At 49.4% G+C, this 26612-nt stretch carries 34 protein-coding genes, 1 tRNA gene and 1 pseudogene; 18 read left to right on the forward strand and 18 right to left on the reverse strand.

Annotated features, from left to right (window positions below; translation table 11 throughout):
• Positions 1-18: 18 nt before the first annotated feature.
• A complete protein-coding gene (locus MKQ70_RS07935) occupies positions 19-495 on the reverse strand; it encodes a nuclear transport factor 2 family protein (RefSeq protein WP_248069756.1) in 477 nt (158 codons plus the stop codon).
• Between the two features lie 285 nt (positions 496-780).
• On the opposite strand from MKQ70_RS07935, the gene MKQ70_RS07940 reads away from it, so the two are divergent.
• The 5 genes from MKQ70_RS07940 to MKQ70_RS07960 all read left to right on the forward strand — a co-directional run bounded on the left by MKQ70_RS07940 (position 781) and on the right by MKQ70_RS07960 (position 3574).
• Complete coding sequence (locus MKQ70_RS07940) at positions 781-1173, forward strand: hypothetical protein (protein WP_248069758.1); 393 nt, start codon at positions 781-783, stop codon at positions 1171-1173.
• 1 nt (position 1174) lies between these two features.
• Positions 1175-1840 carry a sensor histidine kinase gene (locus MKQ70_RS07945; protein WP_248069759.1) on the forward strand — a complete coding sequence of 222 codons (666 nt, stop codon included), beginning with the start codon at positions 1175-1177 and terminating at the stop codon, positions 1838-1840.
• On the forward strand, positions 1818-2564 hold the full coding sequence (locus MKQ70_RS07950) for a LytR/AlgR family response regulator transcription factor (protein WP_248069760.1): 747 nt from the start codon (positions 1818-1820) through the stop codon (positions 2562-2564). The genes MKQ70_RS07945 and MKQ70_RS07950 overlap by 23 nt, the downstream gene beginning before the upstream one ends.
• Positions 2565-2693: 129 nt before the next feature.
• Positions 2694-3143: a hypothetical protein gene (locus MKQ70_RS07955; RefSeq protein WP_248069761.1), complete on the forward strand. Its 450-nt coding sequence runs from the start codon at positions 2694-2696 to the stop codon at positions 3141-3143.
• Positions 3110-3574 (forward strand): hypothetical protein, encoded by a 465-nt coding sequence (locus MKQ70_RS07960; RefSeq protein WP_248069762.1) that lies wholly within the window; start codon positions 3110-3112, stop codon positions 3572-3574. Before MKQ70_RS07955 ends, MKQ70_RS07960 begins: the two co-directional genes overlap by 34 nt.
• 10 nt (positions 3575-3584) lie before the next feature.
• On the opposite strand, the gene MKQ70_RS07965 is transcribed toward MKQ70_RS07960, so the two are convergent.
• The 15 genes and pseudogenes from MKQ70_RS07965 to MKQ70_RS08030 form a co-directional block, all read right to left on the reverse strand.
• Entirely contained in the window at positions 3585-4544 is a 960-nt protein-coding gene (locus tag MKQ70_RS07965) for a helix-turn-helix domain-containing protein (protein ID WP_248069763.1), read from the reverse strand.
• On the reverse strand, positions 4498-5238 hold the full coding sequence (locus tag MKQ70_RS07970) for an SDR family oxidoreductase (RefSeq protein ID WP_248069764.1): 741 nt from the start codon (positions 5236-5238) through the stop codon (positions 4498-4500). The genes MKQ70_RS07965 and MKQ70_RS07970 overlap by 47 nt, the downstream gene beginning before the upstream one ends.
• Before the next feature lie 127 nt (positions 5239-5365).
• Entirely contained in the window at positions 5366-6751 is a 1386-nt protein-coding gene (locus MKQ70_RS07975; RefSeq protein WP_248069766.1) for a redoxin domain-containing protein, read from the reverse strand.
• The gene (locus tag MKQ70_RS07980; protein ID WP_248069768.1) at positions 6715-7158 is read right to left on the reverse strand and encodes a hypothetical protein; all 444 of its coding nucleotides are present in this window, start codon (positions 7156-7158) and stop codon (positions 6715-6717) included. Before MKQ70_RS07980 ends, MKQ70_RS07975 begins: the two co-directional genes overlap by 37 nt.
• Before the next feature lies 1 nt (position 7159).
• A complete protein-coding gene (locus MKQ70_RS07985) occupies positions 7160-7741 on the reverse strand; it encodes a TlpA family protein disulfide reductase (protein ID WP_248069770.1) in 582 nt (193 codons plus the stop codon).
• Positions 7729-8304 (reverse strand): DUF4369 domain-containing protein, encoded by a 576-nt coding sequence (locus tag MKQ70_RS07990; protein ID WP_248069772.1) that lies wholly within the window; start codon positions 8302-8304, stop codon positions 7729-7731. Before MKQ70_RS07990 ends, MKQ70_RS07985 begins: the two co-directional genes overlap by 13 nt.
• Position 8305: 1 nt before the next feature.
• Positions 8306-8863, reverse strand: a complete 558-nt coding sequence (locus tag MKQ70_RS37940) for a RagB/SusD family nutrient uptake outer membrane protein (RefSeq protein ID WP_308199432.1) — start codon at positions 8861-8863, stop codon at positions 8306-8308.
• A 156-nt stretch (positions 8864-9019) separates the two neighbouring features.
• Positions 9020-9619, reverse strand: a pseudogene (locus tag MKQ70_RS37945) (RagB/SusD family nutrient uptake outer membrane protein); the annotation flags it as partial.
• A 173-nt stretch (positions 9620-9792) separates the two neighbouring features.
• The gene (locus MKQ70_RS08000; RefSeq protein ID WP_248069774.1) at positions 9793-11799 is read right to left on the reverse strand and encodes a SusC/RagA family TonB-linked outer membrane protein; all 2007 of its coding nucleotides are present in this window, start codon (positions 11797-11799) and stop codon (positions 9793-9795) included.
• Positions 11796-13178: a SusC/RagA family TonB-linked outer membrane protein gene (locus tag MKQ70_RS08005; RefSeq protein WP_248069776.1), complete on the reverse strand. Its 1383-nt coding sequence runs from the start codon at positions 13176-13178 to the stop codon at positions 11796-11798. The genes MKQ70_RS08000 and MKQ70_RS08005 overlap by 4 nt, the downstream gene beginning before the upstream one ends.
• Positions 13179-13201: 23 nt before the next feature.
• Positions 13202-14332, reverse strand: a complete 1131-nt coding sequence (locus MKQ70_RS08010) for a FecR family protein (protein ID WP_248069779.1) — start codon at positions 14330-14332, stop codon at positions 13202-13204.
• Between the two features lie 74 nt (positions 14333-14406).
• A complete protein-coding gene (locus MKQ70_RS08015; protein WP_282456264.1) occupies positions 14407-14622 on the reverse strand; it encodes a sigma-70 family RNA polymerase sigma factor in 216 nt (71 codons plus the stop codon).
• Positions 14623-15006 (reverse strand): RNA polymerase sigma factor, encoded by a 384-nt coding sequence (locus tag MKQ70_RS08020; protein WP_248069783.1) that lies wholly within the window; start codon positions 15004-15006, stop codon positions 14623-14625.
• A 200-nt stretch (positions 15007-15206) separates the two neighbouring features.
• On the reverse strand, positions 15207-15845 hold the full coding sequence (locus MKQ70_RS08025; RefSeq protein ID WP_248069784.1) for a DUF305 domain-containing protein: 639 nt from the start codon (positions 15843-15845) through the stop codon (positions 15207-15209).
• A complete protein-coding gene (locus MKQ70_RS08030) occupies positions 15829-16194 on the reverse strand; it encodes a winged helix-turn-helix transcriptional regulator (protein WP_248069785.1) in 366 nt (121 codons plus the stop codon). The genes MKQ70_RS08025 and MKQ70_RS08030 overlap by 17 nt, the downstream gene beginning before the upstream one ends.
• Between MKQ70_RS08030 and MKQ70_RS08035 the strand changes: the two genes are divergently transcribed.
• The 8 genes from MKQ70_RS08035 to MKQ70_RS08065 all read left to right on the forward strand — a co-directional run bounded on the left by MKQ70_RS08035 (position 16186) and on the right by MKQ70_RS08065 (position 21691).
• Positions 16186-17079 (forward strand): aldo/keto reductase, encoded by an 894-nt coding sequence (locus tag MKQ70_RS08035; RefSeq protein ID WP_248069786.1) that lies wholly within the window; start codon positions 16186-16188, stop codon positions 17077-17079. The two genes, MKQ70_RS08030 and MKQ70_RS08035, sit on opposite strands and share 9 nt — an antisense overlap.
• A gap of 344 nt (positions 17080-17423) precedes the next feature.
• Positions 17424-17756, forward strand: coding sequence for an ArsR/SmtB family transcription factor (locus MKQ70_RS08040; RefSeq protein ID WP_248069787.1), 333 nt, complete (start codon positions 17424-17426; stop codon positions 17754-17756).
• Positions 17757-17812: 56 nt separating this feature from the next.
• On the forward strand, positions 17813-18658 hold the full coding sequence (locus MKQ70_RS08045) for an arsenite methyltransferase (protein WP_248069788.1): 846 nt from the start codon (positions 17813-17815) through the stop codon (positions 18656-18658).
• An 18-nt stretch (positions 18659-18676) separates the two neighbouring features.
• On the forward strand, positions 18677-19096 hold the full coding sequence (locus tag MKQ70_RS08050) for an arsenate reductase ArsC (protein ID WP_248069789.1): 420 nt from the start codon (positions 18677-18679) through the stop codon (positions 19094-19096).
• A gap of 1 nt (position 19097) precedes the next feature.
• Positions 19098-19652 (forward strand): arsenic resistance protein, encoded by a 555-nt coding sequence (locus MKQ70_RS43220; protein WP_282456265.1) that lies wholly within the window; start codon positions 19098-19100, stop codon positions 19650-19652.
• A gap of 8 nt (positions 19653-19660) precedes the next feature.
• The gene (locus MKQ70_RS43225; RefSeq protein ID WP_443657913.1) at positions 19661-20167 is read left to right on the forward strand and encodes an arsenic resistance protein; all 507 of its coding nucleotides are present in this window, start codon (positions 19661-19663) and stop codon (positions 20165-20167) included.
• 154 nt (positions 20168-20321) lie between these two features.
• The gene (locus MKQ70_RS08060; protein ID WP_248069790.1) at positions 20322-20780 is read left to right on the forward strand and encodes a nuclear transport factor 2 family protein; all 459 of its coding nucleotides are present in this window, start codon (positions 20322-20324) and stop codon (positions 20778-20780) included.
• Between the two features lie 263 nt (positions 20781-21043).
• Positions 21044-21691, forward strand: a complete 648-nt coding sequence (locus MKQ70_RS08065) for a hypothetical protein (protein ID WP_248069792.1) — start codon at positions 21044-21046, stop codon at positions 21689-21691.
• Positions 21692-21868: 177 nt separating this feature from the next.
• Here MKQ70_RS08065 and MKQ70_RS08070 read toward each other — a convergent pair.
• Positions 21869-21955: transfer RNA gene (locus tag MKQ70_RS08070), tRNA-Leu, on the reverse strand.
• 299 nt (positions 21956-22254) lie between these two features.
• Between MKQ70_RS08070 and MKQ70_RS08075 the strand changes: the two genes are divergently transcribed.
• Genes MKQ70_RS08075 through MKQ70_RS08080 form a run of 3 tightly spaced genes read left to right on the forward strand, consistent with a single transcriptional unit; the run spans position 22255 to position 23700 of the window.
• Positions 22255-22659, forward strand: coding sequence for a hypothetical protein (locus MKQ70_RS08075; protein WP_248069794.1), 405 nt, complete (start codon positions 22255-22257; stop codon positions 22657-22659).
• A gap of 41 nt (positions 22660-22700) precedes the next feature.
• Positions 22701-23126, forward strand: a complete 426-nt coding sequence (locus tag MKQ70_RS37960) for a serine hydrolase domain-containing protein (protein WP_282456266.1) — start codon at positions 22701-22703, stop codon at positions 23124-23126.
• Complete coding sequence (locus MKQ70_RS08080; RefSeq protein WP_282457165.1) at positions 23116-23700, forward strand: serine hydrolase domain-containing protein; 585 nt, start codon at positions 23116-23118, stop codon at positions 23698-23700. The genes MKQ70_RS37960 and MKQ70_RS08080 overlap by 11 nt, the downstream gene beginning before the upstream one ends.
• A 32-nt stretch (positions 23701-23732) precedes the next feature.
• On the opposite strand, the gene MKQ70_RS08085 is transcribed toward MKQ70_RS08080, so the two are convergent.
• Positions 23733-24623, reverse strand: a complete 891-nt coding sequence (locus MKQ70_RS08085) for a J domain-containing protein (protein ID WP_248069796.1) — start codon at positions 24621-24623, stop codon at positions 23733-23735.
• 117 nt (positions 24624-24740) lie between these two features.
• Here MKQ70_RS08085 and MKQ70_RS08090 point away from each other — a divergent pair, with 117 nt between their 5' ends.
• Both MKQ70_RS08090 and MKQ70_RS08095 read left to right on the forward strand, forming a co-directional pair.
• Complete coding sequence (locus tag MKQ70_RS08090; RefSeq protein WP_248069797.1) at positions 24741-25136, forward strand: VOC family protein; 396 nt, start codon at positions 24741-24743, stop codon at positions 25134-25136.
• 309 nt (positions 25137-25445) lie between these two features.
• A complete protein-coding gene (locus MKQ70_RS08095) occupies positions 25446-26588 on the forward strand; it encodes a PQQ-dependent sugar dehydrogenase (RefSeq protein ID WP_248069799.1) in 1143 nt (380 codons plus the stop codon).
• Positions 26589-26612 lie beyond the last annotated feature (24 nt).

Here is a 26612-nt window from a genome sequence, read left to right on the forward strand (position 1 = left end):
ATCTGCAGGCTTGACTTTTTAATGTCTGGCCGCCGTTCCATTACTTTCGACCGGGAACAACTGCTCGTCCACAATCGTTCCCTGTCCCGCTACCCGGCACCAGCCCGCCGTACTTTTATGATAAACTTCCAGCCGGCGCACTTTGATGTGCACATCACGGCCGTCAACCGCCAGATGTACATTGGCCAGGAAGTTAATGACTGCCATTGTGCCATCATAAATACGGATGAATTCATGGCCCGGTACGGGTGCTACGGATTTGAACACGACTTTCTGTTTTATTTGTGCGGCTTTCCATTCGTCAAAGGAGAATGAAATATCTCCCTTGGGGCCTACCGCGATGAAATCTTTACAATCCAGGCGGGTGCCGGGTTTTGCTTCGTGTATCAATTGCCTGAGTGCCTGCCGTTCCTCCGGAAAGCTGGTCGTATCTGTTTGTGCGTACAGGTGGCAGCAGGCGATCAGGGCGATGGTGATGGTTAATAATTTCTTCATGGGAATGCGTGTTTTTCCAAAAGTAAGTCGTTCAGCCGCCGGCGAAAGTAAAAATAGACGAGCCACGGCAGCAGCTCTGTTGAATCCTTTCGTCGACGACAAAATGATTTCGTAGCGCCGGGAGCGTGGCCTGGTCGAAATAAGACCTGGAATGCGGAGGCAATTCGTATCTTAGTGTAAACCTCCCCGGATGCAGCAACTGCCTTTTTCTTTTCCCATGAGCGTAGGTGGCGTTATGCCCGGCATCTTTGTTTCTGGGTCCTTTGGTTTTTATTCCAATTGCTGTTGTATTCTTTTGTTCCATCGCCGATTTTACAGCAACAACCGTTCTGGCGCCGCATCATCATCACCTTCCCGGAAACTTTCTTATTTCTGCTGCCCAGTATATTCCTGGCCTATTCGCTGATGTACCTGGTCATCCCGAAACTGGTATTGCCAGGGCGTTATATGATGGCAATAATAAGTTCACTCGTATTGATCCTGCTCACCGCCGCTTTTTCAGCTTTTTTGTCGGTATACGTTGTCGATGCGTTCAGGCACCTGGTGGCCGATCGTTTGTCGCCGGTATTGGCGAAAGAAGCACATCCACCTTTTTATGTTCAGATTGGGGCGGCGATGCTGGCTGGACTGCGTGGCAGCATTACCATCGGGGAGTGGCGGCGGCTATTAAATTACTGAAGTGTTTTTTGAGAAACAACAGGCGGCACTGATATTGGATAAAGAAAGAACGGAAATCGAATTGCAGATGCTGAAGGCGCAACTGCATCCGCACTTTCTTTTTAATACCCTTAACAATATTTATTCGCTTACGCAGGATGTTTCGGCGAAAGCGTCGGGCATGATCATGGGCCTTTCGCAACTGTTACGGTACATGTTGTATGATTGCAATAAGCCGATGGTGCCGTTGGACAAAGAGTTGAAAATGGCCCGTGATTACCTTGAACTGGAAACGATCCGCTACGATCATCACCTTGATATCTCCCTGCAGTTGCCGCAACAGGGTGGACATTTGTTCATAGCACCACTGATCCTGCTGCCCTTCCTTGAAAATGCATTTAAACATGGCGCCAGCAAAATGACGGAGCAGCCCTGGATCAGTATGAGCATCGATATAACGGGGCAGGAGCTTAGCATGAAACTGATTAACGGCAAACGAGCAGGCACCCGTTCTCCTGCGCCTGGTATTGGTATTATGAATGTCCGGCAACGCCTGCAGCTGCTGTACCCGGGTACACATCAGCTACAGATCGATGACCTCGAAGAAATGTATATCGTTAATTTAAAGATCACACTGGATACCGCCAGTGAAAAGTCAATTGCTTATGGAGTCGCAGCAGAAATTTAAATGCCTGGTGGTAGATGATGAACCGCCTGCCAGGGAGGTGATTCGCCGGTATATCGAGCAAATCTCGTTTTTAGAGATGGCAGGGGAATGCAGCAATGCCTTGCAGGTTATTACCTTATTGCGTCAACAGCAGATCGACCTGCTGTTCCTTGATATACAGCTGCCGCAGATGAGTGGTATGGACCTGATCCGGACCTTGCAGCATCCGCCTAAAATTGTGCTGACGACGGCTTACGACCAATACGCCGTGCAGGCATTCGAGTTGGCTGTAGTTGATTACCTGGTGAAGCCTATTCAGTTCGACCGCTTTCTGAAATCCGTGATGAAGGCATTGCCGGAGAAAGAGGCGCCAATTACCGCCGAGCCCGCGGCATCTGCCAATCGCGGGTTCCTGTATTTTCGCGCGGACAGAAAAATGGTGAAAGTATTTTTGAGTGATATTTGCTACGTGGAGAGCCTCAAAGACTATGTAAAGATCCACACGGTAAAGGGACCCGTCATCACCAAGTATGCCCTGGTTGCCCCGGAGGCGATGTTGCCGGCCGCCGCGTTCCTGCGGGTACACCGTTCTTACATAGTGGCGGTTGATAAAATAGAGTCGTTAACTACAGAGGAGATTCAAATTGCCGGCGACCTTGTGCCGATCGGGAAACTTTTCAGGCAGCAGGTATTTAAGACCCGGATATGGAGTCCTAGCCCGGGAATTTCATCGACGATGAAATGATTGCATCTATGAATAAACGCTGTATGGCTCCTGCGATACTTAGTTTAACGATACGCTACAAAATCCGCGCTGGTTCCCTTTAACTTCGTACCATAAATTATTTCTAACCCCTCATTCAGCTTCTGAAATATGAAACTATTTACATTCTCCGGGGCACTGCTCATGGTACTGGCATTATCCAGTTGTGGTAAGAATAATTCGCCCGGCGGCGGAACTGCGAATCCTACCGTACTACGTCCGGCAACGATGAAGTCTTACGAAGGAACAATCGGTACCCTGGCCCCGGTGTGGACATATGAATACGACAAGGATAACCTGCTTATCAAATTTGGAGAAGAAGGCACCACCTTCAGAAATGTAAGCCCCCGTCGTTCGCAGCTTAAACTATTTTACCAGGATGTTGAAGCTACGACCAATTATGAGTTTGGTTATACAACAGACTTTTCCAGCATTTATGAACTCCAAAACCAGCCGACAGTAGTGTCTGTCCAAACCTCCATCTACAACAAAATGTTCAACCAAACCACTAAACCGGACGTGTATGAATGGAGATTTGCTTACAATGCGGACTTCTGGTAGTAAAGGATGTAACGCCACTCGGTACGGGTACCACGGTCGACTACACCTACGACGATAAAAAGAATTTGAGGAAAATAGAGTTTTCCTCTATAGTGGCCGGTCTTTGGAGGGTACATACCCGCACGACGATTACTGGTTACGATGACAAGCATTCACCGTTTTCCGCGGTAAAAGCTTATCGCCTGGCGTCCTTCCCGCAGAACTATAATGATCAGTTTGCACAGGCTTTTTGCATCCATAACCCTACGCAAATGAAATCGGAGCGTTACAGTACGACAAGGAATATTTATTACCTGGCCGAACAAACCGATTTCGATTATACTTATAACGCGCAGGGATATCCGACTAAAATCGTTGTAAAGACTACCTATTTTCCCGAAACGGGACCTGGCGGGTCTGGTATGAAAATATATGAGTTTACTTATAAATAGCGAACTCACATTAATCGAACGACCGCCTGAACTGTAAGGGAGATAAGTCCGTTTTAGCTTTGAATAGCTTACTGAAGGACTGGGGATGCCCGAACCCGAGCTCATAGGCTATTTCTGCGACGGACAGGGTAGTGGAGCTCAATAAATCTTTCGACCGTTCAACAATCTTATGTTGGATGTACGCCTGCGTGTTGTGGCCCGTCAGTGAACGTAGCATGTCGCTCAGGTAGCGCTGCGATACGGCCAGTTGTTTGCTGATGTCCTGTACTACGGGTAGCCCGTCGGCATGTAAAAAGTGTTCGGTGAGCAGCCTGTCCAGCGCGGAAATGATGTCATGTCCGGTTGTTTTACGGGTAAGGAATTGACGATCATAAAAACGAAGGCTGTAATTCAGCAGCAATTCTATTTGCGATACCAATACTTGTCCGCTAAATTTATCGATATCGCCCGACAGTTCGGCAGCGATGATCGCGAATACTTTCGCGACCAGTTCTTTTTCTGCAGCCGACAGTGAAAGCGCTTCCGATACGGCATAGTCGAAGAATCCATAACCATGAATAGCTTTTCCCAGTGGATAATTCCTTACCAGATCGCGATGGAAATACAGCACCATGCCTTCCTGGCTGTCGACTGCTGTTTTCGTGACCACCATTTGCTTTGGCTTTAAGAAGGCAAGCCCGCCGTTTTCAAACCCGTAATGGCCCTGGCCATATTTAACCTGGCCGGTAAACGTGTTTTTAAAGGATATCTTATAGAAGTCCAGCGTAACTTTTGTACCACCCTCAAATGTTGCCGGCGGGACTTTATTATAATCTACCAGCGCAATTAACGGATGTAGCGGCGGTGCGTACCCCGACTCGCGCATTAGCTGCGCAATACTGCTGAAATGATGGATATTGGATGGCTTCACGTTTCCAAGGTAATCAATTTTGTACAGCGGGGCGAATGACAATGTCACCGACTTCAACATCGTTTGGCTGGCTCAGTACGTATATGACTGCCTGTGCGATTGCTTCCGGGGCAATTCCCAACTGTTTCATATTGTTTTGAACAGCGTTTTTCATGGCCTCATTCTTCATTGCATCCACTAAACCTGTTTTCACCACACCCGGCGAAATTCCCGTGATACGGATGCTGCCATCCGATTCCTGACGAAAAGCTTCCGCGATGGTCCGTACGGCGTTCTTGGTGCCCGCATATATGCCCTGCATGGGTACGATCTTCAAGCCGGAAGTGGAAATGATATTTACGATATGCCCGCCCTGTTGTTGCCTGAAAACCGGTATCGCTGCGGCCATGCCATACAGAACGCCCTTCAGATTGATGTCGATCATCTCATTCCAGCCATCGATATCCAGTTCATCGATCCTGCTAAGCTCACTCACGCCGGCATTGTTGATGATCACATCGAGGCGGCCATAGCGTTCCACTGCGGCGGCGACCAACTTTTCCAGGTCCCCTTTCACTTTGACATTTGTTTCCACATATATAGCATCGCCGCCTTTCGTGTTGATCACGTTACAGATCTTTGCGAGCTCCTCCGCTCTGCGTGCGCCCAATACAACTTTGACGCCCTGTTCACTAAGCCCGAAAGCGATGGCTTTCCCGATGCCGCTGCTGGCCCCGGTAATGGCTACTATTTTTCCATTGATATGATCTTGCATGGTTTCTTTATTGATACTATGCAAAGTTGCTGCTGTAAGTTGGAGAAAAAGTAGCCAGGTTGGTAAATAGTGTAGCCGGATTGGCGGGGGAACTTTGCGCTCCCACGGGTGAACTGGCCTATGCTTCCTATTGCAGCAGGCGGATCATCCCATTCAATTCGGCGATAAGCGCCTCCTCATCACCGTCGAAGCCATGGGTGCGGAAACGTACTTTCCCGTTTTTGTCCAGTACCACCTTGTACGGGACACTCGCTACCTTATATTGATTAAAAGCCTTGTACCCGGGGCTTTTGATTAATTTTTCATCCAGGAGGTAGCGGAATGGGAATGCCTTTTCAGCAGCAAACTGCATCACTTTGCGGAGGGCATCCCCGGTTTCGAACGTGGCGATGAACAGGAACACTGCTTCCGGATGCTGTTGCATTACCTGCTGCATGGCGGGGAACGATTGTATACAAGGCTTACACCAGGTAGCCCAGAAGTCGAGCACCACGATCTTTCCTTTGAGGTCTGCGATATTCACCACTTTGCCGTTGATATCTTTCAGGCTGATGCCGGCTATCTGCTCCTCCAGCATGGCTGCGCGGAGGTCGCGTGTATGGTCGGCGGTTGCACTTGCGGGTTGCAGGCCGGTATAGTATGCCGTGAAATCGCTGCCAGGATATTGGTTGCTGTATAAGGTTTGCAGTAGTTGTTTTATCTGGGAAGACGACTGGCCTTGCTGTACAGCTGTTTCAAGCAATCGCAGCGCTTCCGCATCATTTCCAAGAGCATGGCAGGTTTGCGCTAAGAGGAGCGCCGATGCCCGGTCGGGTGAATGACGGTAAACCGTGGCCGCAAGCGCATAAGCTGTGTTGTAATCCTTGCTATCCATGTACAGCGGCACGGCATTCAAATAGGCGCTCCAATTAGCTGTCGTTTTACTTGTATCGGTAGCTGCCATGCCCCGTGTAAGCCATACGCGTGCTTTTTCCGGATCGTTGCGCTGCAATTGCGCCAGTTGCACATAAGCGACCGTTTTATCTTCCTTACTGCGCAGCAACTGTATATATTCTTCGGCCGCAGGATCATCGCCCGATGCAGCAGCAGATTGCGCCATTGCCTTGTACAGGCCGGTGTATTCATAGTCACCCGCCGCCGGCTCGGGGAAGCGTTGCAGAAATGCCTTAAACAGCGCAGCCTGTGCAGGATAATCATTCGTACTTTTGATCACTGTCATCTGCTGGCGCTGTACATACTTACCATCCGGGAACCTGGCAACTAACAGCTGCGCCAGCGAATCTGCTGCCTGTTTTTGTCCAAGGAACTCCAAATACTGCTGGTGCAGTGTCAGTTCCATTTCATCGGTGGTGCGGTAAGCCAGTAGCTTTTGGACCAGCAATGCCTTATCCGCCGGTTCGGAGGAGTTGATCAGCATATTAAAGTATTGCTGCCTGAACGTTGCTTCCGATGAGGGATGTTCTGCAATTTCCTGTTTCAGGTACGCCAGGGCCTGTTGCTGGTCTTTTTCCATCGGCCCCTGCCTTGCGCCAGTTGCGACATACGATACCACGCGAACGGCACCACTTTCATCTCCCTGTAAACAGGAAAAACATAGGCTTTACCGTTATTGTCATCAGTTTGGCGGCCATCATATAAACGGCCGGTGAGCACCACTGCATCGGCAGGTACGGTGTAAGTCGCCCGGTATGCGGCAGATAACAACAGGGTGTCGGCCGCCAGTTGCCGCGATTTTCCTTCCGCGTCGATAATCACATACAGCGGCGCACTGCCTGCAAGTGCAGTGCCAGCAGGATCAGCCGTAATGGTGATCCCGTGGCCTGCAGCAGGAGTGCCGGATATGTTTATTGGATGATGACGCTGTGCCCGTGCCAGCTGCGCGGTAACTAGCCAGGCCACCGTAATACAAACGCTTTTCATATTATCTGAATAAAGCTTTTATTTTCTCTTCCAGATCTTTTCCGGTCAGGTTACTGGCGATTATTTTTCCCTGTTGGTCGATGATCACGTTGGCGGGAATACCATTCACCGGGTAACTTTTAATGACCGGGCTTTTAGCCGCCATCAGGTCGGATACGTTAGGCCATTGCAGCTGCTCCTTTTCGGAAGCCTTTTGCCATGCTATACGGTTGTTATCCATCGAAAATGAAACGATTTCCAATCCTTTGTGGTGGAAGCTGGTATAGAGCGATTTCAGTTCAGGGACCTCTGCACGGCAGGGTACGCACCAAGAGGCCCAGAATTGCAGCAGCGTATACTTATTTGCTGCGATAACGTCGGCTAAATGCACGAATTTACCATCAACATCCGGCAGGTTAAAATCAACATACTTTTCCCCGATCATTTTCCCCTGGCGGCGTGCGATCAGTTCGGATTGTGCTTTGTCCAGGCGGCGGGCGTGCCGGATAACGTAGCTGTTGTTGCCCAGCTTGCCGGCAGCCTGGTTTATGATCTGCATGGCGGCAGCGCGGTCGGGTTCCAGTTCCAGCATTACCGCGGCCATCGCTGCGGCAGCCCTGTCTTTACCATTGTTAAGTATTTTTGCAGGTAATTACTTCGGATATCGAATCGTTTCATGAACTGTTCAATCCCATCCCATTCTGCTTCAGGACTGGTGGCGACACCAGGCTGGCGCATGCGGAACACTTGCCGGTCCGTTTGTACATAGGCGCTATCGCGCTGATAGCCCAGCAGCCAGTTGTTATACTTTGCCCCGCTAACCTGGGAAAGCCCGGTAGGCGTAAGTTTAAACGTCACTTCGCCCGGCTCGGCGATGATGGGGTAGGAGTACATCGTTCTTCCCTTGTGGTACACCAACGAAACGTTCATTACCTCTTTTAACGGGTAGTGCAGGGTAAATTTTCCGTTCCGTATGGTATCGGTTGCGAGTGTTTCCGCAGCGCCATACAGGTCGTACACGAGTGACACCGCGGTTGTATCTACATCCGGGATATAGCCGCTAACCCGGAATTCCGGCGACTGCCTGGTTGTGAAAGCAAACAGCGACCCTGTCAGGGCCACAGCCAGCAGTGCGGCGCGGCCATGTTTAACTAATCCTACCATCATGCTATCTTGGGTTTTGAGTGATTTCAGGGTTCATGGCAATATATTTCCTGCCGATCGGCAATACCGTTCGGTTGCTGTTGGGCGGCAGACTGAAATTTCCGTCCGGCAGGGCATGCGTTACCGTTATATTGTCGTTGTCGAACATATTGTAGCGGCGTATATCAAACCAACGGCTGCCCCGGAAAGCCATTTCCCGCCTGCGCTCCGCCTTTACCAGGCTGAGTGCCTCCGCAGCATCCGCAGCACTCAGCATATAGGCAGTTCCCAGCTTATACCTGTTGGCCCGGAGGGTATTGATGTCCTGCATCGCTTCTGCCGCATGGCCTAGCCGTGCGTGTGCCTCGGCCCTTATCAAGTAGGTTTCTGGTACAGAAATGCCTTTTGCAGCGGACCTGCCGGACCATTCGTTGCTGAAGTAGCCGAAATTCTGGCCAAAAGCTTTATCGTTGAAGAAATAGGTTTTGAAACGTAAATCAGCCACTGGATCGTACATGCTGAGCAACGCTGTGTTTGTGTATACAATAGGACTGATCATCGGCCCGGATTTTTCGAACAGCATCTCGGGGTTACGGAAGTTCTGCGGATAATTCAGTACCTCCGGGAAGGATGGATTGGGCTGCAGTGCATTGAAGTTGAGCAGCGTGCTGTAAGCCTTCAGGCTTGAGTCTGCGTATAGCAATGCATTGGCGGGATCATTGCGAAACAGGTACGTTTTTGCCAGCAGGCTGTAGGCGCCGGCTCTGACCGGCCTGTTTGTAAGGCCCACCACCGGCGTTACCGGCAGGTCCGGAAGGGCGGCCAGCAGGTCTTCGCTGATATAATCATACACCTGTTGCACGCTGGCACGGGGGAGTTGCTCTTCGAAGTCGATTCCTTTGCGGATAGGTACGCCGGCATCCGTAGTGGCGGTAGCACTGTACTGTTTACCATACAGGTTTACGAGGATGAAATAAGCATACGCCCGGTGTACCCGGGCCTCCGCCATCAGCTGCTGCTTTTCGGCAGTGGTACCACCGGATGAATTCATTACCTGCGCCGTGACGAGGTTGGCCGTATATACCTGGTTATACATGCTCTCCCAATCTGCGTCCGACTCATTTTCCAGGTAGATATTTTCAGCAAAGCGGAAAGCATTCAGTGCATTGGTCTTGTAATAAGTTTGTGAAAATTCATTGATGGACAAATCATCGTCCAACATGAGGTCCATGCCATAGGTGCCGAAAAAGCCGTTGGACTTCTCCTTCGCCGTCGTTTGGTCCAACAGCAGGCGGTAGTCGGCCGTTTTTTCCGGGATAAATGCTCCTTTCGGTTTGAGGTCGAGGTATTTTTACACGCCCCGGCGCCTGTTACCAGCGTAGCACCGATTATATATATCAGCAGTTTTTTCATGGTCGTGTGTTTAGAAATTAGCTTTAATACTGAAAGTAAATTCGGCCGGAGGTATGAGCAGCAGCGAGTTGTTACTTACATCCGACGCATACTCCGGATTCACCTTTTCCTTGTTGAAGAGGTACACCCCAGGTTACGCGCCTGTGCTGTAAGCGTGATTTGTTGCGCACGCAGTTTGCCGGCGAAGGTTTTGGGAACGGTATAATTCAACAGTAGTTCATTAAAACGTACGTTCGACGCCGTGGCAACATGTATATCCGCATTGCGGATGTAGTTATCGTAAACAGACAATCCCGTTTGGCTGGAGGGCATAGCCGCTACGTTCGTAAGGAGTTCGTCGCCCGGCTTCTGCCAGCGGTTGCCCCAATCTTTATGTACCTCATTCACGGATTCAAACAGGCGGGTATATAATAACTGCGGTACGCGGAAATGGTGGCCGAACTTATAAGTGAATCCGGTGCTCAATGCAAAGGCCTTATAACCCAGGTTCAGGAACAGGCCTCCGTAATGTGGCGGTACAATAGTACCCTGGTAAACCAACGCGGAAGTATTGGTCATCTCTTTCTTATAGTCGACCGCATTACCGTCTTTGTCGTACACCCTTGGCGCACCGGTGGAACTGAGGCCCGCCCAGCGGTAGCTGTAAAGGTAATTCAGCGGTTTGCCCGCCTGTGCTATTCCGGCTGTGTAGGCGCCCACTGTAGGATTGGGAAAGTCTACGCTGAGCACCTTATTGCTATTGTAGCTATAATTAAGCGTGGTGCTGAAAGTAACCGGACGTTTTACGATCAGTGCGGTAAGGGCGACATCTATCCCTTTGTTACGCATACTAGCGTAGTTAACATAGGCGCTGTTGAAACCGTAGGTGCCGTTAACCGTGGCGTTGCCAAGCAGGTCGGTACTGGTGCGGTCATAGTAATCAATACTGCCACGGAGGCGGGCTCCTGTCAGCACATAATCCAACCCGATGTTTTTTACTGCGGTTCTTTCCCATCTTAGCAATGGATTGGCCGGATTGGAGATATACCCGTAGTTCAGGTTGGTTTGTGCATCTTTGGCCACTTTCGCAATAAGGAATGGACTGGTACTCTTATCTACGTTACCATTGATGCCATAAGTAGCACGCAGTGTCAACACTGCAAAAGGACTATTGTCCATAAAAGTTTCCTTATGTACCTGCCAGCTGACACCTGACGACCATAACCACACGTTTCTGTAGCGGTCGCTGCTTCCGAACAGGTTCGTTTTATCCAGCCTGGCGCTGGCGTTGAGGGAGTACTTGTCCTTATAGGTATACCCTGCGTTGGAAAACACGGATACAAACCTGTTTTTGATATCGGTAAACAGGGTAGCATCACGGATGTAACTGGTAGTGCCCAGGATGTTCGTATACCCGTTTATGTAATCGAGGTTGGCAAACTGCAGGGTGGACGGATCGTAGCCATATTTCACCATGGACGATGACTTGCCGGCCACTTCCCTGATTTCGAGACCCGCAATAGCTGAAAGGTTATGATCGTCGCTGCCGATATTGTTATCGAACTTCAACAGGTTACGAAAGGTATGTGTCTGCAAATGATTCTCGGCCAGACTATAAATACTACCTTTCGGCAATCCGCTCACCAGCTGGCCATTTTTTACCGCGGTTGAAAAGTTCACCTGGTTGCGCACATTATAGCTTTGTTCATTCTCCAGTACAGTATTGGTACTGCTATAGTTTTCATACTGATAAGAGCTGTTGAAGGAAAAACCTTTTGGCAGTAAATAGGTAATTCCGGCCACTGCTGTCAGGTTCCTGTTTTGTGTGATGTTATTTTTGTTCCTGAACTCCTGCAACAGGTTAAAACTCCAATCGTACGGATACCCGGATTTAAAGAGCGCGTCTTTATCTGCCTGGTAAAAAGTCTGAGGCTGAGGGATGTAGTTGCCGTTGCCATCCTGCAATTGCTGGTACGGCAGCAGCTTGTTGAGGTCACTAAGCTGCAGCCCGTTGTTGGCATCGTTGATCATTACAAAATTGAGGCCCATGTCCAGGTGCAGTTTTTTGGTCAGCGCCGTGGATTGAAACAGGTCGGCGGAGAAACGTTCGGTACCGGTCTGGGTCATATACGTGGGTACATTATCATAGCTAAATGAGCCGCGGGTACTGCTTTTTCGCCTTTTGCCCCAATAGAGAGGCTGTATTGCTGCCGCAGGGTGTTGCGCATAAACAGGTCGCTGAACTGCTGTATTCCGTCGTATGCGCGGAGTGAATCCACGATAGCCGCTGCATTTGAAGGGTTGTTGAGATAGGCATCTGCCACGGGGCTGATCGCATTCCTGGGTTTCCCGTACAGCGTGGTGAGCTTTTTATCTACCTTATATTTTTCGAAGTCGATAAAGGTGTTGGCGGATGCAAAAGGAATATCGTTCAGGTCAGGTTTTTGGGTGAAGCCAAGCGAAGTGCTGAAGCTTACGTCCAGCGATTTTATAGAAGCCGCGCCTCTTTTGGTTTGAATAACGATAACCCCATTGGCCGCACGCACGCCCCAGATGGAGGCTGCAGACGCATCGCGGAGTACGGTAATGCTTTCCACATCGTTAGGGTTGATGGTATTGATATTCCTTTCTACCGGAAATCCATCGATCACCAGCAATGGGCTGGCGTTGGCCAATAGGGTGCTTTTACCGCGAATCGTCATGCTGCCGTCGTTGTTAACCAGCAGGCCAGGAACCTGGCCTTGCAGGTAGCTGGCCAGGCTGTAGTTATTTCGTTTTTCGAGCGTTGCCGTATTTACTACGCCAAAGGAACCGGCAACCCGTTCGCTTGACAGGCGCTGGTACCCCGTGTTCACCACTGCAATTTCTTTCAGTCGTGAAACACCGGGCTGTAGCCGGATACGACCGAGGGCGAGGGACTGATCTTTAACTTCCACGGGCATCGCCAATTTCTCAAATCCCACCGAAGTTGCTTCCAGCGTATATTTGCCAGGGGCCACGCCGGCGATGACGAACTGGCCTTGTTCATCGCTTACGGCGCCTTTGGCCGTGGGAGACAGCTGTACCGATACAAAAGGCAACGCTGCCCCGTGCTGGTCCGTCATTTGACCGCTGACAGCATAAGTGGTTTGCTCCTGCGGGCGGTTGCCGGTAACGGGCTTGAGGCGGAGGAAAATATTTTTTCCTGAAACGGTCCATGCTACCGGGTGATTTTTAAAAGCAACGGTCAATGCAGTGTCCAGCGATACCTGTTGAAGCCGGAGCGTAACATTCCCCATTTGCCTGGTGATCGTTTCATCATAAAAGAACACATAACCGGTTTGCTTCTTAACCTCCCTGAAAAACTGTTCTACGGGCGCGTTATTTAACGTAACGTTTACCCGCTGACTGTAGGTGTTTGCGCTCAATTGTAACGACAACATCATCAGCAGCAGCAGCCTTAGCAGCCCTGTAAACTGGTTGCGCCCGGGCGGGCGGTCGCCGTGGATTTTTGGTTGATGATTCATAATAGTTGGTTTTTGGTTGCCCATTAAGGGATAATGATCACTTTATTACCTTTTACTTTGGTGTTGATACCGCTCATAGAGAGGCCTGTCAATACTTCTGAAAGTTTGGAAGTCCTGGCAATTTCGCCGCTGAACTGCTTATCCGGGATGTTTCCTTCGTAGCTAATTTCAATATCGTACCAGCGGCCGATCTGTTGCATTACTTCCCTGATCCCGGCTTGTTTAAATTGGAAATAACCGTTCATCCAGGCGACGGCGAGCTCCGTATCGGCGTTGCTCACAACATGTATCGTTTGTTTACCGGCGGCGGTGTTACTAACGGATTGCTGTCCCGGCGAAAGGACCACCGTGTTGGCACTGCTAACTTTCACCTTTCCCTGCAACAGGGTGGTTTTTAACGTCTCCTCGTCCGCATATGCGCTGACGTTAAAACGCGTGCCGAGTACTTCTATCTGTGTATTATTGGCGGTTACAATAAATGACTGTCTGCTGCTGGCGGCCACTTCGAAGAAGGCCTCTCCCTGTACTTCCACGCGTCGTTCTTCTCCCGCAAAACTGACCGGGAAGCGGATGCTGGACATCGCATTGAGCCATACCACGGAGCCGTCGGGCAAGGTAAGGCGGTACTGGCCGCCTTTCGGCGTCGCTAATGTATTATAGTCAGGATAGCCAACAGTCCCTATGCCCGCGGTATATACCAGTGTTCCTCCCTGTTGCTGATTGATCTGCGTATTGCCCTGGGTGGTGAGTTGCCGGTTGGCGCCGGAGTCCAGGGAGATCACGGTCCCATTCCCGAGCGTGAGCGTGGCCTTGTTGCTTCCCGGCATTACATCTGCCAACACCGGTTGACTGACCGGCGGTGGTTGCTTCGGGAACAGCATCCAGGTTGCCACTGCTGCAACAAGTAGTATAGCTGCCGCATATTGGACCCATGGACGGCGGTATATTGGCAATACCTGCCGTTGTACGCCAATAGCGCGATCAATTTTTTGCTTGAGCTGCCGCTGCATTTCGATCCGCCGTTCGCCTTCCAGCGTCCAATCGTAATCGTTTTGGAGCGTATGATACCACTGTTCCACTGCTGCTTTTTCTTCAGGTGTGCAGCGGCCTTCCAGGTATTTGCCCAATAGTGCCCGGGCTTCTTTTTTATTCATACAATACCGTTTCCTGTTACATTAGTGACATGACGGAAGCAGTAGTGGTAGAGAAAGTAAAAAAAAAAAAAATGTCAGTGTACCGGAGGAATGAGAGAAAGGAGCGTGATAATGGCCACCGGGGCGTATCCTACCTGGCTGCGCAGGCGGGCCAGTGCATTGCTGATCTGTTTGCGGACAGTTTCTTCGCTGATGCCCAGTTGTGCGGCGATTTCCCGGTATGACAGCTGTTCTTTCCGGCTCAGGTTGAAAATTTCCCTCATTTTTTCCGGGAGGTCATGGATAGCCATTTATTTTTTCTCTTCCAGGTTGCGCATGTGGAGCAGGGTTTCCGGTGATGGCACTCCGCCGTTGTCCAGCTGATCAGACAAGCGTTGCAGGTAGTTCGAACGGTTCAGGTTCCGTGCTATATTACGAATCGCCATGTAACGGGCGCTGTTAAAGAGATAGGTGGACAGCGCGTATTGTATCTCCAGTTTTTCTCTATTTTTCCAGAGCGATACAAATAACTCCTGCACAATATCTTCTGCTTCCGAATAAATTCTTACGGCCTTCATCACGTGCTGCATCAGCGGGTAGGAGTATTTGTTGTAGATGGCGGTAAAGGCATCATGGTCCCCGGCTTTCATCAGATCCAGCAGCATAGCATCATCGGTGGCAGCGTAATTAGTCATTCACAAGTACTTATTACGGTAAAATTAGAAAAAAGGTTCAATATCCGCTATAAATTAGCCGGTAGTACTGCTATTCAGACTGCTGAGTGGTGGCTGTTTGGCGTTGCGGCCCCGGCTCGGAGAGAACACAGCCGGGGCGATTTGGGGACAGTTTTTTATGACGGCAGGAGCGGGGCTGATCCGAAGTACGGCCGATGCTTTTACTCCCTGACCGGAATGGAGTCCTGTGTGCGGTATGTGTGTAAAATCTTTTTCATCAATGCTATTTCTTCCTCCTGTGATCGGATGATACTATCTGACAATGCTTTTACCCTACTGTCTCGTATATCCGCGTGCTTGCTGGTTAAGATTGCGGAAGAGTGATGTGGAATCATTGCTTTCATATATTGTTGATCACTAATAAAAATTTGCGCGCGCAACATATAAAGCGTAATGCCAAACACCAGCACTGCGCCGGAGACGATCGCGATATTTCGTTTACGGCTGGTGTACATTCCTTTCATCATGATGATCATCAATAAGGCCATGGGGGCCACCATCAGTATACTCATGTACAGTCGCGTTAAACTGAGGTAGATGTGATCGATACGGTCTACATTCAGAAACATTACGCCGTACATGAGTACTAACGAGATAGCGAGCGTAATAAACAGCTTTGTATAATTCATGTTACAAACTTTGTTTAAAAACGGCGCAATAATCAAGCCATGGGCGGCAATCACATCGTTAGCAGATAACGGAGACGGTGACTGGATGTTCATCCTGTAGTCGTTGTGTGTTTTTTCCGTTCGTCCATGTAACTGCCGGATCGTCGTGGGAAGTTCACTGTAATGGAGCATCGGGCGCTTGAATAAGGGGTTCCAGCTGATCCCGATGTGCTTCACCCCAACGGGCTGTCGATTCGATAACGGGTATCAGCGTTTTGCCTAAAGGCGTAAGCTCATACGTGACCTTTAAAGGTTTTCCTTCATGTACTGTTTTGGTAATGATGCCGTGGCCTGCCAGTTGACTGAGCTGTGTATCGAGCAACCGCCGGGACGCTTTAGGAATACGTCGCTGCAATTCTCCCGGCCGGTTAATACCATTGTATATGCACCAGATAAGGCTGATTTTCCACTTTCCATTTATCACTTCCATAAAAAGATGCAGCCCGCATTCCAGCTCGACCGGTAATTTCTTTTGATACATATTGTAAATATCGGCTATTCCGCTATTTTTTTGGTACGGCTGAATTTAGCCGTACTTGACTTTACTGGTGGGACGGCTGAACTTTGCGGTATGAAATATAAACTATTCGGAACACAGACTGGCTTGCAGGCCAGTGAAATTATTCTCGGCGCGGCAAGCCTGGGGCAACGCAGGGGATATGGGGCAGTTGCCGAAGATATCCCCGGGATTTTAGGTGCTTATACCGATGCAGGGGGTAATTTCATCGATCTGGCTGACCAATACCAGTTTGGCGAAGCGGAAGAGATTGTCGGACGCTTTATCGCCTCAAATCGCCAGGATTTCATTATCTCTACAAAATATACCCTCAGCAGCGAAAAAGCAGCAGCCCCCGCTAGCAGGGGCAATCATCGGAAAGCTATGCGGCAGGCGGTGGAGGGCAGTCTGAAGCGTTTGAAAACGGACTATATTGATCTTTACATGCCACACTTTGATGATGGATTGACACCCATGGAAGAAATTGCCCGCGGACTGGAAGACCTGACGACATCCGGCAAAATTTTATACACGGGCCTCGCAAACTTTCCTGCCTGGAAGGCTGCGGCTATTGCCAGCAGCATCCGGCTCAATGCTTTACAGATCGAATACAACCTTGTGCAACGGACGGCTGATCGTGAGCTGATCGGAATGGCAAATCACTATGGCCTCGGCAAGATGTTCTATTCTCCATTAGCCGGCGGCTTACTTACGGGTAAATATCGAAACGGGGATACCGGAAGACTTACCATATCAGCGTCGGGCGCTTACCAGGAAAATGCAGTGACCTCCGCTATCATCGACGAGCTGGAAGCTATTGGTTCAGCAATTGGGGGTACTCCCGGACAAGTTGCGTTGGCCGGATCTTGACAAAAGATGCATTTCCGATCATTGGAGCGCGTACACTTCATCACATACAGGATAGCCTCCGGGCACTTCAGATACAATTAGGCCCGGATGACATCACGCGTTTGGATAAAGTTAGTTCAATCGAAATGGGATACCCGCACGATCTGCTTGAAGCTGTTCAGCAGTTCAAGCCGTGAACACTCCTTTATGTGTTCTTGCGAAAGCCGCAGCCCGTGATTGCGTGATTCAGCATTTAAAAGAGGGGATAGCAGTAAAGTTTTCTCGCCCATACTTACTTCAACACCAATCAAAAAAATTTGGTGAGGATTTATTCATATCGTAATATTGCGATAAATCAATTATTGATGGGCGCTACCAAGACTACGCTATTTACGAAGGAGCAAAATGATATAGCCATGATGGCGAAGGCTATCGCCCATCCCGCCCGCATTGCTATCCTGCAATACCTGGTTAAGAAAAATGCATGTGTCTGTGGTGATTTAGTAGACGAGCTAGGACTTGCGCAGGCAACCACCTCTCAACATTTGAAGGAATTGAAGAATGCAGGTATCATTCAGGGAAATATTGAGGGGGCCAGTGTTTGCTATTGTATAAATCCGAAAGTTTGGAATCAGTATCATATTCTATTTAGCAGTTTCTTTAAAGCGGTCGATCTGACTGGAGCAAAATGCTGCTAGCTATTTTTTTACGGAAAGTGATCGCAATATTACGATAGTTTAAAACTTACAATATCATGCAAACTGAACAACAACTTAAAGCACTCGTAAAGCAGAAGTACAGTGAAATAGCTTTACAGGGCAAGGATGATAATTCATCCTCCTGCTGCGGCGCGTCCTGTTGCTCCACGGAAGTCTATAATATCATGAGTGACGATTACACGCAGCTGGAGGGGTACAATGCCGACGCAGATCTTGGGCTGGGATGTGGCTTGCCGACGCAATTTGCTGCCATTAAAAAAGGTGATGTCGTCATTGACCTCGGTAGCGGAGCCGGTAACGATGCTTTTATTGCCCGGGCTGAAACAGGGGAAACCGGTAAGGTGATCGGTATTGACTTTACCCCGGCAATGATTGAGAAAGCACGCGTTAACGCTGAAAAGCTGAGTTACCATAATGTTGAATTTCGGCAGGGGGATATTGAACATATGCCGGTAACAGCAAATGTGGCTGATGTGATCGTAAGCAACTGTGTATTAAACCTGGTTCCCAATAAGGCGGGTGTGATGTCGGAAATCTTCCGGGTGTTAAAGCCGGGTGGTCACTTTAGTATTTCAGACATTGTACTGGAAGGCGAACTCCCTGCCGGTATTCAACAAGCCGCTGAAATGTACGCGGGTTGTATTTCCGGGGCTGTACAAAAACAACATTACCTGGATTTGATTGCTGCTGCCGGATTCACCGGCATAGTTATCCAGCGGCAAAAGACTATTATCATACCAGATGATATTCTGAACAACTATCTTTCAGCGGAGGATATTGTTGTCTTCAGGTCTTCAGGGACGGGTATCCGGAGTATTACCGTGTATGCAGAGAAACCAGCGGAAGCGGCAGCGTGCTGCGCTCCCGGATGTTGCAGTTAAAAATTATCAAACGACTATATGATGAAGAAAATACTTGTACTATGTACAGGCAACAGTTGCCGTAGCCAGCTGGCAGAAGGTTATCTGCGCCGCTTCGCAGGAGAAAAAGCAGAAGTCTACAGCGCGGGCGTGGAAACGCATGGCGTGAATCCCCGTGCAATCGCCACTATGCGGGAAGATGGTATCGACATTTCGGGACATACCTCGAACAATATGGACGAATACCGGGGAATTGATTTTGATTATGTCATTACGGTGTGTGATAATGCCAAAGAGCGTTGCCCTTTCTTCCCATCTAAGGCGCAAAAGTTTCACTATAACTTTCCTGACCCGGCAAAGGCTACGGGTACAGAAGCGGAGATCATGGAGCAATTCAGGGCGGTGCGTGAGCAAATCAAAGCATACAGCCGGAACTTCGTAGAAGAAAATTTAGCGTAGAATGAGTGCAAACAACTGCAGCCCCGCGGCAGAGCGTAAGAAGCTAGGTTTTCTGGACAGGTATTTAACGTTATGGATCTTTCTCGCTATGGCTGCTGGCGTAACTTTAGGTTACCTGGTTCCATCATCTGCGGACTGGATTAACCGCTACAGCGCTGGTACGACCAACATACCGCTGGCCATTGGGCTGATCCTGATGATGTACCCGCCACTGGCAAAAGTGAAGTACGAGCAGATAGGGAAGGTCTTCCGGAATGTAAAGGTATTGGGTATTTCGCTGGTATTAAACTGGGGGATCGGGCCGGTTCTGATGTTTGCGTTGGCACTGCTTTTCCTGAACGGTTACCCTGAGTACATGACAGGACTGATCCTGATTGGCCTTGCACGTTGTATTGCCATGGTAGTAGTTTGGAATGAACTGGCGGAAGGTAATCGAGAGTATGCGGCGGGATTGATCGCGTTAAACAGCATCTTCCAGGTGTTACTGTACAGTATCTATGCTTATGTTTTTATTACAGTACTACCGCCTTATTTGGCGTTAACGGGCTTGACGTAAATATTACTATTGGGGAGATCGCGAAAAGTGTAGGGATTTATTTAGGTATTCCCTTCGCTGCTGGTGTGATTACTCGCTATACATTAATCGGCTTGAAAGGTGAAAGCTGGTATCAGCGGCAATTTGTACCCTTTATATCTCCGATTACCCTGATCGCGCTGCTTTTTACCATAGTGGTCATGTTTAGCCTGAAAGGCGGGTTAATTTTGCAACTGCCTATGGACGTATTGCGTATCGCAGCACCATTGGTGATTTACTTTTCCCTGATGTTTGTTGTCAGCTTCTTTGCAGGCAAAAGAGTAGGAGCCGACTATTCTCAAAGCGCATCCATCGCTTTCACTGCGGCTGGCAATAATTTCGAGTTAGCGATTGCCGTTGCCATTGGTGTGTTTGGTATTAATAGTGGACAGGCTTTTGTCGGTGTAATCGGGCCATTGGTGGAAGTGCCTGCGTTAATAGCGTTAGTCAACCTGGCCTTGTGGCTCAAGAAAAGATATTGGCGCCGTGTACCCTAAAACAACGCATAAACTCGTGCTGTTAAATCATTTCGTCGATGATAAAACGACTTGGCAGACAAAAAACGCCCGTATCCTTTCAACTTGGATTCATTAGGCTACTTTTCAAATTTTGTGTTAGGCCTGCGTATAGTTTTGCCTAAAACAAAACACCTTGAAAGCATTATTCATCTTTACGCTGCTGTTTTTCGCGACCTGTAGTGCATACGCCCAGGTGGATACGACCAGCTATCCCAAAGAGCGCCAGGAAATCAGGCAAATTTTGCGAAATCAAAAGCCAGGGACGTTAACAGACTGTGGTGATATGATCGCGGTCGGCCCTAAGGGCGACATATCGTTTTCGCATCAGCAATGGGTTGAGGCCCAAAAAAGGGAGAAGTTGGTATTTAAATCTGTGAGGCCGGTTCCAGGAAATGAGTTCATCCGTATTTACGACGGAACCACAGCCGTAATCAATCTCCTCATCAATGTGTCTTTGGTTGTTGATGGCCGCGACGTGAATATTAAAGTTCGCCGACTGGAAATATATCATAAAAGTGCTGATGGTTGGTGCCGGGTAGCCGGGCAAGGTACCCTGGTTGATGAAGAGCTGTTCCCGGTAAATAGTAGATAACATACCCCTTGTCATCCTTATGACATCTGTCCCGCAGGTGAGCATTAATTGATGTGAAGTCACAAAAGCACTAAACCCTAAAAACAGGCTACCATGAAAAAGGCATTTCACTTTCTGATCGCTGTATTCGCATGCTATACGATTTCGTTCAGTACAGGTTGTAAAAAAGATAGCAACACCAATAACCCAGGAGGAAAATACAGCTTCTCCAACTCCGAGTACACCGGCACTGCGAGGGTTGGCAATCATTATTTCCCCGGCCATTGTCGTTACGGTTTGGCGCCGGCGACGATGTTACAGCATGGTCGCACCTCACGCTCAACAAATATCATCGTGGCGATATACCCGGTAAAATAACGAAGGTTGAAGAAGACGGCCAGGGACAGATACAGGTTACCGTATTATTTGATTTGCCGGGAGAAGAGCAGTTCAATTCACCGCAGGTGTTCATGATCTCTGCAGATAAGGCCAAGATCACCGGTGGATCGGCACCTATCATTTCAATGGTAGATATGAAATTATATCCAAAGGAATCTTACGGTATCGTGGGCATTTGGGCGCAGCCGGAACATCCGCAATGGTTCGCCGATGTGAATGTAATTAAGTTTTTTTCTCCGGAAGGATATACCAATTACATCCAAAGCGGCATTCCTTTGATTGGTACCAGTAGCGATATGGGCGGTATGCTGTCGCCAACCTACAAACAGGATGGTTCCAGGCTCACATTTGCAGGCGTTGATCCAAGTGAATTACCGGTAAAGATTATCCCGTATTACGGCGTGCTGTCGGCCGACGGCAATATCTTATATGTAGATGCATATGAATTCAGTCGTGCCAGGCTTACAGCATCACAAAGTACATTCGAATATTATGGACCCAGGGGCGTTACACCATGGTTGATCCGACAGTAATGGATCGAACTTCTACGCACCCAGGTCTGATAAGATTTAATATCGCGTTGACATCATTGTCGGTGGGCTGGTCTTTTCTGCGTTGAACTTTCCGTAGTTGCATGAAAATGGCTGAGCAATAGACGCTCGCAGGGATATGAATGACAAAACCCGCTCATAGAGCGGGTTTCACTTCGTTGGTGCCCAGAACAGGAATCGAACCTGCACTCCGTTTCCGAAACAAGATTTTGAGTCTAGCGCGTCTACCAATTCCGCCATCTGGGCAATGCGTCTCGCATTGTGGGATGCAAATGTATGTAATCAATCTATATTTCACAATTTTTTTTCATAATAATTAAAAATCCCTCACTCAGCACAGTCAAATCAGCCCGATATACCGTTTCTTTGCACCATGCAACAAATTCAGGAACTCATTCAGTCGGGACAAATTGAAACTGCTATCCACGAAACGGAAGCGAAGCTCGGTCAACTGCCATCATCAGACTTCCACAGTGTAATCGGTAAAAACCTGCTGCATCTCCCAGGGACCACTAACAGGGTATTTCAATTATTTCTATGCGGCCATGACGGAAGAAGAGGAGCTGGACATTAAAGCCCTGTACCTGGAAATGAACAGTTTTACCACGCACTACGACCGGTGGTTCCTGCATTTGCTGGCCTACGAGTCCGTAATGAACCGCGATAATCTCGATTGGCTGGCAGATTTCAGTGGCGAGTCAGATAAAACGTTAACTGTTACAGGTTTTGAAGCGTTGCAGGAAGCCAATAAAAAATACATGCAAACGGAAGGCTATCGCAACGATCAACTGAGAGAGGCATGTGAGCTGCAGGAATATCTGATCATTCTTCGGGTGCAGGAGCTGGTGAAGCAAACACTCGGTGCAAACAGGGGCAAGGCCGCCTGGGCCGATCTGCCGGTGTTTGTTGGTGCGCACGATTATGAAGACCTGCTATTCGTGATGCAATAGCATCGATGTATCACGCAAAGTTGACCACTTAACCTCTGTATATGCCAAATATTCGTGCCATTGGAGTTATTATACTGCTGCTGCTCTGTCCTGCCGTTATTTTCGCCCAAAAGGACAGGATCGATACGTTTATTGAAAACAATATGGCCAGGCAACGGATCGTCGGTTTGGCAGTAGGTGTAATCAAAGACGGAAAAGTCATAAAAGCAAAGGGCTACGGATACGCCAACCTGGAACTCAATGCCCCGGTAACTACCAGCACGATGTTTAAGCTGGGTTCTGTCAGCAAACAGATTATTGCATCGGCAATCATGAAGCTGGTGAGCGAAGGTAAGTTGCGGTTGAACGACCCGGTTATGAAATTCTACCCTGATGCGCCGGCGCATTGGTCTGCCATTACCCTGCGGCACCTGTTGAACCATACTTCGGGGCTAATACGGGAGTCGCCAGCCTTTGATGCAATATGATGCGCAGTCAGACTCACTGCTGATAAGGGCTGCCTATAAGGACACGCTGGTGTTTGCGACCGGTACTAAGTTTCAGTATTGTAATCTTGGTTATTTCATGCTGGCAGACATTATCAGGCAAGTAACCACCGGGAGTTTTCCCGATTATATGAAGAAGGAAGTCTTCGAAAAAAATGGCCTGACAAGGACGCAGGTTACTTCGCTGAGCGACATTATTTATGGCAGGGCAGGAGGATACGTGCGTATTGGCGACACGGTGACCAATGCTGTGAACTACGTAGCACTAAGACCCAGCGGCGCATTCCTGTCAACCATCGATGATATGTTGAAATGGGAAATGGCGATGCAGAAAGATAAGGCACAGTGGCAGCAGATGTGGCAGGACCGGTCATTACTAATCCAGCCGACACCAGCAACGGCACTGTGTATTATGGTTATGGGTGGTATGTTACGCGTTATAAAACAGGAACGCCGTTTTCCATGGCGGCACATTGCCGGGTTTCAGATCGATATTCTTCCGGTTTCCCGACGAACGTACGGCGGTGATTGTGCTAACGAATTCGGAGCCGGCTAATACAGCCGTTATTGCACAAGGAGTGGCCGATATTATTCTGTAACACGCAAACTTCCATCATCATTTGCGAACCCGACAACCCTGTCGTCCGCAAAACTTACTGTAGCACCGGGGTACACCCATATTTCACCACCCTCCACGTCTGTCCTCCGGACGATCAGCGGTTTCCCCTGCAGTTGTAACACCACGCTGCGCGTAGCCCCCGCTGCGAAATGAGTGCTGGCGGTTTTTTCACGATCGTAAGTAGTATAAGCAAAATTCAGGCTGTCGCCGAGATGTGCATATTCCCATACCCGCCCGTCATGTAAGGTAATCGAGGTGGCGCCATATTTTAGGAGGGTTTCCCCACTGGCGTTTTCCAACATAGAGGTAGGTGGCCCCAGCTTCATCAGCACCGAGTCAAAAGTGTCGCCCAGCTTAAATGCATTACGTGGCGGCTCGTACCCAGGCTGTGTTTTGTTAAGTTGTTCTGCAAGGAATTCGTCGAGCGTGACTTGCCGCCCCGCGCCGCCGGGTTGATCATATACGGTCAGCAGGGCAATGTTGTATTCAGGTGTTTCGTCCTGGTTGGTGGCTATTATCAGCGCAATGACCGGGAACAGTATCGCGGCTAAAACAGCACCGGCCTGCCAACGGAATCGCCGCTCCGCCCGGTAGTCGTAAGCCGGGGCCTGCGGCTTGGCTGCGGGCTGTGGTGGAATGTACGCGGTAGTCGGCGGTACATACCTCAGCCGGTTATCGTGCGCCGATTTAGTGTAAGGATCGGTCAGTATATCATAGGCATGCTGTACTTGTTTGAAAAGCTCGTCGAGGCGCTTATCACCACCGTTTACATCGGGATGATATCGCTTTGCCAGTCGCCGGTAGGCGGCCTTGATCTGATCTGCGCCGGCAAAGTCGGGTAGTTCCGGATTTTGTAGCAATTGTACATAGGTGTGAAATAAAGATCCTGAAAAATCGAGTTAAAAACAATAAAATTCGGAGGCTGCTGACATAATGCTGTCAAACACCCGGCTTTACTTTGCCTGAAAATATACAGTATGCGTCTTTCTTCTCTTCGGATTATTACGGCCGATATAAAGGCCCTGGTTAAGTTTTATGAGACCGTTACCGGCTTGTCATTTACCTGGTATACGGATGATTTTGCCCAGCTGAATACGGCCGTTGCCGCGCTGGCGATCGGCAGCACGCGCACCCTGGCGCTGTTTGGGGGCAATGCCGTAGCCGCTGCGGCAAGCAACAGGTCGGTGATTATTGAATTCCAGGTAGATGATGTTGACCTCCGCTATCAGCAGATAACGGAGGTGCTGGTAGATGTGGTACAGCCGCCGACGACCATGCCCTGGGGCAATCGCTCGCTGTTATTCCGCGACCCGGATGGTAACCTGGTGAACTTATTTACGCCGCTGACGCAGGAAGCGAAGGAGCGGCGCTAAGGCCGGGGCAATGCCCGTCCTTTAAGTCATGCGGCATATCGGGTAATGTTTTCAGCTGAACAGCGTCAAAACGCACAGGTGAGCGACCAACGACCGACGGGAGGTGTCCCTGGGGGACATCATCCTGCAAATTCCTCCGCACATCATAAATATGTTCATTAAGCGTAGTATTTTGTATGTTGTGTACAATTACGGAAAACATTTTATAATCATCAAACAGATTAATCAATGAACAAAGGAATAGCAGGTCTTCTTGGTAGCGTCATGTTTATGATTCCGCCCGCTTGCTTACATGCACAGCAGGCTCCTGTGGAAACTAAAAAGGCTAACTCCGCTTATACCCCGGCGTTTAAAGGTCAGACCCGCATTGCAGGGGTGACCACGAAAACCGCTTATGAAGGCAAGGTGTTAACTTCTTCGCTCGAACGCCCCTGGGGTATTGCAGCACTGCCCGACGGCCGGTTTCTCGTGACCGAAAAGGCAGGCAATATCCGCATTGTAACCGCTAAAGGCGCGATCAGTGAACCGGTTGCCGGCGTTCTTAAAGTGGACGACGACGGACAGGGAGGTTTGCTTGGCATTTGCATCGATCCGGCTTTCGCTAAAAACAGGATGGTATACTGGGCCTTTTCTGAGCCTGTTGGAGAGGATAACGTTACGTCTGTAGCGAAAGGTAAGCTGTCGGCCGACGGTAAACGCCTCGAAGGCGTGACTGTTATTTACCAGGCTAAACCCGCTTACAACAGCGACCTGCACTTCGGCGGCCGCGTATTGTTCGGGAAAGACGGTAATCTTTACCTGAGCACCGGCGAACGCTCCGACATGAAAACCCGTCCGCAGGCGCAAGACCTGAACTCAGGCCTGGGCAAGATCATTCGTATTACTACCGACGGTAAACCCGCTGCTAATAATCCATTTGCAGGAAATAATGCTGCAAGGCCCGAGCTGTACAGTTACGGCCACAGGAACGTACAGGGAATCGCGTTTCATCCGGTAACCGGTGATCTCTGGGATGCCGAATTCGGCCCACGGGGCGGTGACGAAATTAACAGGGTGGTTGCCGGTAAAAACTACGGCTGGCCTACCATTACCTATGGTATTGAATACTCCGGTCAGAAAGTAGGCGAGGGTATTCAGCAGAAAGACGGAATGGAACAGCCGGTGTACTACTGGGACCCGGTAGTTTCGCCCAGCGGCATCACTTTTTACAATGGTAAAGGCATCGCAGAATGGAAAAATAACCTGTTCATTGCCTGCCTCAGCGGCATGCATATTTGCCGTTTGGTGATCGAGAACAATAAAGTTGTGGGAGAAGAAAGACTCCTGGCAGGGGAGAAACAACGCTTCCGCGATATCATCCAGGGTAATGACGGGGCGCTGTATTCCGTGACCGATATGGGGCGGCTTTACCGCATCGCTAAAAATAACAAGGAAGCCCGCTCCGTGACGTGAGCGGGTTTTTCTTTATGCACCTCC

Origin of the sequence: Chitinophaga sedimenti, from assembly GCF_023156195.1 — a bacterium.
Taxonomy (GTDB): domain Bacteria; phylum Bacteroidota; class Bacteroidia; order Chitinophagales; family Chitinophagaceae; genus Chitinophaga; species Chitinophaga sedimenti.